The organism is Actinoplanes sp. NPDC048791, assembly GCF_040650095.1.
GTDB lineage: Bacteria > Actinomycetota > Actinomycetes > Mycobacteriales > Micromonosporaceae > Actinoplanes.
Window position 1 is genome coordinate 1 of sequence record NZ_JBEZGQ010000240.1, and the last position, 9,999, is coordinate 9,999.

Here is a 9,999-nt window from a genome sequence, read left to right on the forward strand (position 1 = left end):
CACCCTGTCCCACGCCTCTCCCCACCCCCCATCGTCGAAGCGCTACGACGGCTGCCTGTCGAAGCGCTTCGACGAACACGGTTTCCCCTGGGAGGACGGCATGGTCAGATCCCGTATGAGCCTCGCCGCGGGCGCGCTGCTACTGGCGGCGTCCCTCGGCCTTACCGCGTGCAGTGATTCCGGCTCCAGTGACGAGGGTGCCGACGCCAAGACTTTGACTCTGTGGCACTACGAGGGCCCCACCAGCGCCATGGGCGTCGCCTGGGCCAAGGCGATCGAGCTGTTCAAGGCGAGCCACCCCGGCGTCGAGGTGAAGTTCGAGGAGAAGAGCTTCGAGCAGATCCAGCAGAACGCCGGGATGATCCTCAACTCCGACAGCACCCCGGACATCCTCGAGTACAACAAGGGCAACGCCACCGCCGGCCTGCTGTCCAAGCAGGGCCTGCTCACCGACCTCACCGAGGAGTCGGAGAAGCGGGGCTGGGACAAGAAGCTGAGCCCGAGCCTGCAGACCACCACCAAGTACGACGGCGACGGCATCATGGGCAGCGGCAAGACCTTCGGCGTGCCCAACTACGGCGAGTACGTGATGGTCTACTACAACAAGGACCTGTTCACCAAGCACAAGGTCGCCGTGCCGACCACGCTCGCGGAGTTCGAGGCCGCGATGGACGCCTTCGTCAAGGCCAAGGTCACGCCGCTGTCGGTCGGCGGCGCCGAGTATCCGGCCCAGCAGATCTTCTACGAGCTGGCCCTGTCCAAGGCCAACCGGGCCTTCGTGGACGACTACCAGCTCTACAAGAACAAGGTCAACTTCCAGGGACCGGAGCTCACCTTCGGCGCGCAGACCTTCGCCGACTGGGTCAAGAAGGGCTACATCGCCAAGAACTCGGCCGGCATCAAGGCCGAGGACATGGGCGTCGCCTTCACCCAGGGCAAGTTCCCGATCATGATCTCCGGCAGCTGGTGGTACGGCCGGTTCTCCTCCGAGATCAAGAACTTCCAGTGGGGCACGTTCCTGTTCCCCGGCAACACGCTGCACCCCGGCTCCAGCGGCAACCTGTGGGTGGTGCCGACCAAGAGCAAGGCCAAGAGCCTGGCGTACGACTTCATCGACATCACCATGCAGCCCGAGGTGCAGAACCTGCTCGGCAACAACGGTGGCGTCCCGGTCGCGGCGGACAGCGCGGGGATCACCGACGCGAAGAACAAGGAGCTCATCGACAACTTCGCCAAGATCTCCTCCAGTGACGGGCTGGCGTTCTACCCGGACTGGCCCGCGCCCGGCTACTACGACGTCATGGTCGGCGGCGTGCAGGGGCTGATCAACGGCTCGAAGACCCCGCAGCAGATGCTCGACGAGGTCGCCAAGCCGTACCAGGACAACCTGACCGACCTGGGCAAATGAGCCGGCAGGGAGGCCGGCACACCGCCGGGTTCGGTTGGTACCTCGTCCCGGGGGTGCTGGCCTCCCTCGCGGTGATCGTGGTGCCCCTGGTGATGACCGTCGGCATCAGCTTCACCCGGTGGTCCGGCATCGGCAGCCCGGAGTGGGTCGGCTTCGAGAACTACACCCGGCTGTTCCACGACGAGCGGTTCTGGGCCTCGTTCGGGCACATCCTGCTGCTGATCATCGCGATGGCGGTGATCCCCACCCTGCTCGGCCTGCTGCTGGCGGCGGTGCTGTTCGACTACATCGCCAAGATCTTCGGGCCGCGCTGGGCCAGCGTCTTCCGCTCCGGGTTCTACCTGCCGCAGGTGCTGCCGGTCGCGGTGACCGGCATCGTCTGGGGCTGGATCCTGCACCCGAGCTACGGCGCGCTGAACCGGATCCTGGACTCCGTCGGACTCTCCTCGCTGAGCCGCAACTGGCTCGGCGACCCGAAGTACGCGCTCTACAGCGTGATGGCGGTGATGGTCTGGTTCCAGCTCGGTTACCCGATCGTCATGTTCATGTCCGGCCTGCAGCGCATCGACCCCGAGTTGTACGAGGCGGCCGACCTGGACGGGGCCGGCTGGTGGCAGCGGTTCCGGCACATCACCGTCTACCTGATCAAGCCCGAGTTCTACGTGGTGCTGGTGACCACCACCATCGCCGCGCTGAAGATCTTCGGGCAGATCTTCGTGCTGACCCGGGGCGGGCCGAGCAACGCGACCCTGGTGCCGTCGTACTTCGCTTGGCAGAACTTCTTCCAGAAGGCCCAGGTCGGCTACGGCTCGGCGATCTCCACCGTGCTCACGGTCCTGATCGTGGTGCTGGCGTTCGTCTTCCTGCGCTTGCAGACCCGCGACGAGCGCAAGGGAGCCTGACATGACCGCTCTGGCCACCGCACCCGAGAAGCAGGCGGCCCCCACGCAGGCGGGGGTCAACCGGCGGCGGTACCCGGCCCGCTACATCGTGCTGGGCGTGCTGCTCGTCCTGCTGCTGCTCGTGGTGGCGCCGCTGCTGGTCGTCGCGCTCAACGCGGTCAAGAGCCCGGCCGACTACGCGAGCAACGGGCCGCTGTCCATCCCGAAGTCGCTGCACTGGGACGGCATCGTCGACTTCTGGCAGCGGGTGGACTTCAGCCGCAAGCTGCTCAACAGCTTCATCACCAGCGCCGTCGTGTCGGTGCTGGCCGTGATCCTGTCGGTCTTCAACGCGTACGCGCTGGGCATCGGCCGGGTCCGCGGCCGGGTCTGGTTCCTGGTCTTCTTCCTGGTCGCCAACCTGCTGCCACAGGAGGTGCTGGTCTACCCGCTGTACTACCTCTCCAAGAGCCTGCACCTGTACGACAGCCTGCTCTCGATCATCATCATCTTCACGGTGATCCAGAGCGCGTTCGGCACGTACCTGCTCTCCTCGGTCTACGCCGAGTTCCCGACCGAACTGCTCGACGCCGCCGCGGTCGACGGGGCCGGCCGCTTCCGGACACTGTGGCGGGTCGTCGTGCCGGTCAGCCGGCCGACGCTGGCCGTGCTGTTCACGTTCTTCTTCATCTGGACGTGGAACGAGTTCTTCCTGCCCCTGGTCTTCCTGGTCTCCAACGCCAACCAGACCGTCCCGGTCGCGCTCGGCGTGCTCCAGGGCGACCGGCAGATGGACGCCACGACCACCAGCGCCTCGGCGCTGATCGGCATCCTGCCCGCGATGCTGTTCTTCCTCATCTTCCAGCGCACCCTCACCCGCGGCATCACCGCCGGCGCCATCAAGTAGCCCGCCGAAGGCCCCGAAGCAGTAAAGGATTGTGCATGAAGTTCACCGACGGTTACTGGCGCAAGCGTGACGGCCTGACGGTGCTGCACCCGGTGCAGCTGCAGGACACGTCGGCCGGCGCCGGCACGCTGACCGCCTTCGCCACCGCCAAGCGGGTGCAGGGACGCGGGGACACCCTGGACGCCCCGATCATCACGGTGACGTGCTCGGCGCCGGCGCCCGACGTCATCCGGGTGTCGATCAGTCACTTCGCCGGCCACCGGCCGCGCAAGCCGGACTTCGAGATCGCCGCCGACCCGGACTTCCAGGCGCAGGTGCAGGGAAACGAGCTCACCTCGGGCGCGCTCACGGCCCGGTTCGCCGACGGCGACGCGTGGCGGCTGGACTTCCTGGCCGACGGCAAGCGCCTGACCGGCAGCGGGTGGAAGGGCATGGGGGTCGTCGACACCGCCGAGGGCGAGCAGTACGTGCACGAGCAGCTCGACCTCGGCGTGGGGGAGGCCGTCTACGGGCTCGGCGAGCGCTTCGGCCCGCTGGTCAAGAACGGCCAGACCGTCGACATCTGGAACGAGGACGGCGGCACCAGCAGCGAGCAGGCGTACAAGAACGTGCCGTTCTACCTGACCAACCGCGGCTACGGCGTGCTGGTCGACCACCCCGGCAAGGTGTCCTTCGAGGTCGGCTCCGAGCTGGTCTCCCGCACCCAGTTCAGCGTGGCCGGGCAGTCACTGTCCTATCTGGTCATCTACGGCCCCACCCCGGCCGACATCCTGCGCAAGTACACCGCGCTGACCGGGCGGCCGGCCCTGCCGCCGGCCTGGTCCTTCGGGCTGTGGCTGACCACCTCGTTCACCACCTCCTACGACGAGGAGACGGTGACCAGCTTCGTCGACGGGATGGCCGAGCGGGACCTGCCGCTGAGCGTCTTCCACTTCGACACGTTCTGGATGCGCGAGTTCAGCTGGTGCGACTTCGAGTGGGACGCGCGGATCTTCCCCGACCCGCCGGGCATGCTCAAGCGGTTGTCCGACCGGGGACTGCGGACCTGCGTGTGGATCAACCCGTACATCGCGCAGCGCTCGTCGCTGTTCGCCGAGGGCATGGCGGCCGGCTACCTGGTGCGCAAGCCCGACGGCGACGTGTGGCAGTGGGACCGCTGGCAGGCCGGCATGGCGCTGGTCGACTTCACCAACCCGGACGCCTGCGAGTGGTACGCGGGCAAGCTGCGGGCCCTGCTGGAGATGGGCGTCGACGCGTTCAAGTCCGACTTCGGCGAGCGCATCCCGCTCGACGTGGTCTGGCACGACGGCTCGGACCCGGAACGGATGCACAACTACTACACCCAGGTCTACAACCGGGTGGTCTTCGACGTGCTGCGCGAACACCGCGGCGAGGGCGAAGCCGTGGTGTACGCGCGCTCCGCGACCGTCGGCGGCCAGCAGTTCCCGGTGCACTGGGGCGGCGACAACTCCTCCACGTACGAGTCGATGGCGGAGAGCCTGCGCGGCGGGCTGTCCCTGGCGGCCTCGGGCTTCGGCTTCTGGAGCCACGACATCGGCGGCTTCGAGGGGCTGCCGGACCCGGCGGTGTTCAAGCGCTGGATCCCGTTCGGGCTGCTCTCCTCGCACAGCCGGTTGCACGGCAACCAGACGTACCGGGTGCCGTGGCTGTTCGATGAGGAGGCCGTCGACGTGCTGCGCTCGTTCACCCGGCTGAAGCTGTCGCTGATGCCGTACCTGTTCGAAGCGGCCGGGCGCGCGCACCGCGAGGGCCTGCCGGTGATGCGGCCGATGGTCTTCGGTTTCCCGGACGACCCGGCCGTCACGCACCTGGACCGGCAGTACCTGCTCGGCGACAACCTGCTGGTCGCGCCGGTGTTCAGCGAGGCGGGGGACACGTCGTACTACGTGCCGGCCGGCCGCTGGACCCGGTTCGGCACCGGGGAGGTCGTCGAGGGGCCGGGCTGGGTGCACGAGACGCACGGCTTCGCCAGCGTGCCGCTGCTGGTGCGGCCGGACTCGGTGCTGGCGGTCGGAGCCCGCACGGACCGGCCGGACTACGACTACCGCGACGGAATCACGCTGCAGATCTTCGAGCTGGCCGAGGGCACCCGGACGACGACCGTGCCGGGACCGGCGGGGGAGCCGGCGACGACCTTCGAGGTGACCCGGTCGGGCGGCACCGTGCGGGTCGTCCGCACCGGGGCGGCAGCGCCGTGGCGGGTGCGCGCCGGTGACTCGGTGGCCGACGTGGCTGCCGACGTCGCGACCTGCGAGCTGCGGCTGCCGTAAAGATCGGATATCGGGTCGGTGGGGCGGGCAATTCCCGCCTCACCGCCGCGTTTCGGGCGTGCTGCCACGTTGTCACCGTCCATGAACACCTTGTTACAGAAGATTGCTCTCCTCCACTCGCGCCTGCCAGCGATATCTGGCAATGTCGGGGTCAGGGCTGTGAGCTGGGCCACTGTGAGCCAGCGGTTTGCCCGGACGGAGGATCGATGATGATTCCACGACCGACGACGCCCCGGCGGCCGTCACGATGGGCCGCGATGATCGGGGTGACGGCCCTCTTCGCCTCGCTCGCGGCCTGTTCCAGCGGACCCGAGGGCACGGTGGTCAACCTCTACGGCGGAGCCAGCGGCACCGGCTTCGACAAGATCATCGCCGACTGCAACCAACAGGCGGCCGGCCGTTACACCATCGTCGGCAATCTGCTCCCCAGCGACGCCGACGGCCAGCGCGACCAGTTCGTCCGGCGGCTCGCCGCCAAGGACGACGGCATGGACCTGCTCGGCATGGACGTCACCTGGACCGCGGAGTTCGCCGAGGCCAAGTGGATCCGCGAACTGACCGGGGACCAGAAGGCCCAGGCGACCAAGGACACCCTCCAGCCACCGATCGACACGGCGACCTGGAAGGACAAGCTCTACGGCGTACCGCGCACGACCAACGTGCAGCTGCTGTGGTACCGCAAGTCGCTGGTGCCCACGCCGCCCAAGACCTTCGACGAGATGATCGCGATGGCCCAGCAGCTCAAGGCCCAGGGCAAGCCCTACGAGATCGGGCTCACCGCGGCCCAGTACGAGGGCTACGTGGTCAACGTCAACAACCTGATCACCGCGTACGGCGGCACGCTGGTCAACGAGGACAGCTCCGAGCCCACCATCGACGACAAGACCGTGCAGGCGCTGACGCTGCTGCGCAAGCTCGCCACCTCGGGGGTCACCAGCGCGTCGCTGTCCAACGCCCAGGAGCCCGAGGTCTTCGCCGACCTGCAGGCCGAACGGTCCGCCTTCTCGCTCAACTGGCCGTACGTGCTCAGCGCCATGCGCGAGGCCAACCCGGACCTGGTCGACGACCTCGGTTACGCGCCCTACCCGTCGGTCGACGGCGGGCCGCCCAAGGTGACGCTCGGCGGGATGAACTACGCCATCAGCACCTACAGCAAGCATCCGGAGGAGTCGTTCGAAGCGGCCATGTGCCTGCGCAACCAGAAGAACGCGCTCAGCGCCGCCATCGACGCCGGTGACGTACCGGCGCTGGCCACGGTCTTCGAGCTCCCCGAGTTCAAGAAGGCGTACCCGATGGCCGACGTCATGCGGACCGAGCTGGAGGCCGCCGTGCCCCGCCCGGTGTCGCCGGTGTACCAGAACATCTCGACGCTCGTCTCCACCACACTCTCGCCGCCGCAGAGCATCAACCCGCAGAAGGCGGCGGACGAACTGCGCGACTCCATCAAGGATGCGATCGAGGGCAAGGGGATCGTGCCATGACCGCCACACCGACCGCGGCAGCCGCTGAGGCGGCCGAGGACCGCATGGACGACGGCACCACCGAGATCGCCCGCCAGCGCCACACCGACGCCAAACGGGCCGAGCGCAAGCTGGGGCTGATGCTGGTCGGCCCGGCCGTGGTGATCATGCTCGCGGTGGCCGCCTACCCGATCATCTACGCCTTCTGGCTGTCGCTGAACAAGGCGGACCTGCGCCAGCCGGACGCCAACGAGTTCATCTGGTTCGACAACTACGTCACCGTGCTGTCCAGCCCGATCTGGTGGACCGCGTTCGGCGTCACCATGCTGATCACCATCGTCGGCGCCACCCTCGAGCTGATCCTCGGCATGCTGCTCGCGATCGTCATGCACCGCACGATCGTCGGACGGGGGCTGGTGCGCACCTCGGCGCTGGTGCCGTACGCGATCGTCACCGTGGTGGCGGCGTTCTCCTGGCGCTTCGCCTGGACCCAGGGGCTGGGCTGGCTGGCCCCGGAGAACTCGGCGCCGCTGACCGAGTTCTGGCCGTCGATCGGGATCATCATCCTGGCCGAGGTCTGGAAGACCGTCCCGTTCATGGCGCTGCTGCTGATGGCCGGCCTGGCGCTGGTGCCCGAGGACCTGCTCAAGGCCGCCTCGATGGACGGCGCGAGCCCGTGGAAACGGTTCTGGCTGGTGACCGTGCCGCTGATCAAACCGGCCATCCTGGTCGCCCTGCTGTTCCGCACCCTGGACGCGTTCCGGGTGTTCGACAACATCTTCATCCTCACCAGCGGGTCCAACAAGACCAGCTCGGTGTCGATGGTGGCCTACAGCAACCTGATCCGGGGGCTCAACCTCGGCATCGGGTCGGCGATGTCGGTGCTGATCTTCATCACCACCGGGATCATCGCGTTCGCGTTCATCAAGTTCTTCGGGGCGGCAGCGCCCGGATCCGACGCTGAGGGGAGGCGGTAGTCATGCAGCCGGAGACCACGAACCGCAAGCTGATGTGGTGGGGTGTCAACGCGATCGTCCTGCTGTACGCGTTCGTCCCGGTGCTCTGGATCGTGTCCCTGTCACTGAAGGACGACGCGACCCTCAACGACGGCAACTACATCCCGACCTCGCCGAGCAACGACAGCTACTCCGCGATCTTCAACAATCCGGACTTCCTGCGGGCCCTGGCCAACTCGATCGGCATCTGCATCATCGCCACGCTGATCGCGATCGCCTTCGGCACGATGGCCGCGTACGCCATCGCCCGGCTCGACTTCCCGGGCAAGCGGACCATCGTGGCGATGGCCCTGCTGGTGTCGATGTTCCCGCAGATCGCCCTGGTCACGCCGCTGTTCAAGATCGAGACGGCGGTCGGGCTGTTCGACACCTGGCCCGGGCTGATCATCCCGTACATCGCCTTCGCGCTCCCGCTGGCGATCTACACGCTGTCGGCCTTCTTCCGGGAGATCCCCTGGGACCTGGAGAAGGCCGCGAAGATGGACGGAGCGACGCCGTACCAGGCCTTCCGCCGGGTGATCACCCCGCTGGCCATGCCCGGCATCTTCACCACGGCCATCCTGGTCTTCATCTCGTGCTGGAACGACTTCCTGTTCGCCCTCTCGCTCACCTCGACCTCGAACGCGCGGACCGTCCCGGCGGCGATGAGCTACTTCACCGGCGCCACCACGTTCGAGAAGCCGACCGGACCGATCGCGGCCGCCGCCGTGGTCATCACCATCCCCATCGTGATCTTCGTGCTGGTCTTCCAGCGGCGGATCGTCGCGGGGCTGACCTCGGGCGCCGTCAAGGGCTGACCCATCCCACGTACCGATACACCGAGGAGCTGACGTGGCCGAGATCGTTCTGGACCATGTGGTCAAGCGTTACCCCGACGGCGCCCTGGCCGTGGACGACTTCAACCTCGAGATCGCCGACGGCGAGTTCATCATCCTGGTCGGCCCGTCCGGGTGCGGGAAGTCGACCACGCTGAACATGGTGGCCGGCCTCGAGGACATCACCGCCGGCAAGCTGATCATCGACGGTCAGGTGGTCAACGACAAAGCCCCCAAGGACCGCGACATCGCCATGGTGTTCCAGTCCTACGCGCTGTACCCGCACATGACCGTCGGCGACAACATGGGCTTCCCGCTGCGGCTGGCCGGGATGGACAAGGCGACCATCCGCAAGAAGGTCGAGCAGGCGGCCGAGATGCTGGAGCTGACCCAGCACCTGGACCGCAAGCCGGCCAACCTCTCCGGTGGCCAGCGCCAGCGGGTGGCCATGGGCCGGGCCATCGTCCGCTCGCCCAAGGCGTTCCTGATGGACGAACCACTGTCCAACCTGGACGCCAAGCTGCGGGTGCAGATGCGCACCCAGATCTCCCGGATCCAGAAGAGCCTGGGCACGACCACCCTCTACGTCACCCACGACCAGACCGAGGCGATGACCCTGGGCGACCGCGTCGTGGTCATGCGCAGCGGCGTGGTCCAGCAGGTCGGCTCGCCGGCCCACCTGTACGCCCACCCGGCGAACCTGTTCGTGGCCGGCTTCATCGGCAGCCCGTCGATGAACTTCTTCCCCGGCCGGCTGCGCCCCGACGGCGTGGTGACGGCCCTGGGCGAGGCGAAGCTGCCCGACCAGGTCCGGCAGGCGCTCAACGGCTCGACCGGCGAGCGGGAGGTGATCGTCGGCATCCGCCCGGAGCACTTCGAGGAGGCGTCCCTGGTCGGCGACAAGCCGGGCGCCACCTTCGACGCGCCGATCGACATCGTCGAGGCGATGGGCTCGGACGTCTACGCCTACTTCACCATGAAGGGCGACCAGGCCCAGTCCAAGGACCTGGAGGACCTGGCCAAGGACACCGGCAACGACCTGCACAGCGGCGGCGTCGACGTGACGGCCCGGCTGGACGCGGCCGCGAACGTCCAGCGCGGCAAGACCGCCCGGCTCTGGTACGACACGTCGAAGATCCAGGTGTTCGACGGGGCCAGCGGCAAGAACCTGGTGGCCGGCACCGACTGACCGGCGGAGGGCGAGCGCTGCCGGCGGCGGAT

General features: G+C 67.7%; 8 protein-coding genes. All 8 read left to right on the top strand.

Annotation, left to right across the window (positions count from 1 at the left end; translation table 11 throughout):
* The first annotated feature begins 115 nt into the window (after positions 1 to 115).
* The 8 genes from AB0C29_RS19155 to ugpC all read left to right on the top strand — a co-directional run bounded on the left by AB0C29_RS19155 (position 116) and on the right by ugpC (position 9,967).
* A complete protein-coding gene (locus AB0C29_RS19155) occupies positions 116 to 1,408 on the top strand; it encodes an extracellular solute-binding protein (RefSeq protein WP_360821856.1) in 1,293 nt (430 codons plus the stop codon).
* Positions 1,405 to 2,310, top strand: coding sequence for a sugar ABC transporter permease (locus tag AB0C29_RS19160; protein ID WP_360821844.1), 906 nt, complete (start codon positions 1,405 to 1,407; stop codon positions 2,308 to 2,310). Before AB0C29_RS19155 ends, AB0C29_RS19160 begins: the two co-directional genes overlap by 4 nt.
* 1 nt (position 2,311) lies before the next feature.
* Positions 2,312 to 3,196, top strand: coding sequence for a carbohydrate ABC transporter permease (locus AB0C29_RS19165; RefSeq protein ID WP_360821846.1), 885 nt, complete (start codon positions 2,312 to 2,314; stop codon positions 3,194 to 3,196).
* Positions 3,197 to 3,231: 35 nt separating this feature from the next.
* Positions 3,232 to 5,487: an alpha-xylosidase gene (gene yicI / locus AB0C29_RS19170; protein WP_360821848.1), complete on the top strand. Its 2,256-nt coding sequence runs from the start codon at positions 3,232 to 3,234 to the stop codon at positions 5,485 to 5,487.
* A 257-nt stretch (positions 5,488 to 5,744) separates the two neighbouring features.
* On the top strand, positions 5,745 to 6,968 hold the full coding sequence (locus tag AB0C29_RS19175; protein ID WP_360821850.1) for an ABC transporter substrate-binding protein: 1,224 nt from the start codon (positions 5,745 to 5,747) through the stop codon (positions 6,966 to 6,968).
* Between the two features lie 44 nt (positions 6,969 to 7,012).
* Entirely contained in the window at positions 7,013 to 7,924 is a 912-nt protein-coding gene (locus AB0C29_RS19180; RefSeq protein ID WP_360821858.1) for a sugar ABC transporter permease, read from the top strand.
* A 2-nt stretch (positions 7,925 to 7,926) separates the two neighbouring features.
* Entirely contained in the window at positions 7,927 to 8,760 is an 834-nt protein-coding gene (locus AB0C29_RS19185) for a carbohydrate ABC transporter permease (protein WP_360821852.1), read from the top strand.
* A 34-nt stretch (positions 8,761 to 8,794) separates the two neighbouring features.
* Positions 8,795 to 9,967, top strand: a complete 1,173-nt coding sequence (gene ugpC, locus AB0C29_RS19190) for a sn-glycerol-3-phosphate ABC transporter ATP-binding protein UgpC (protein WP_360821854.1) — start codon at positions 8,795 to 8,797, stop codon at positions 9,965 to 9,967.
* Positions 9,968 to 9,999: the final 32 nt, after the last annotated feature.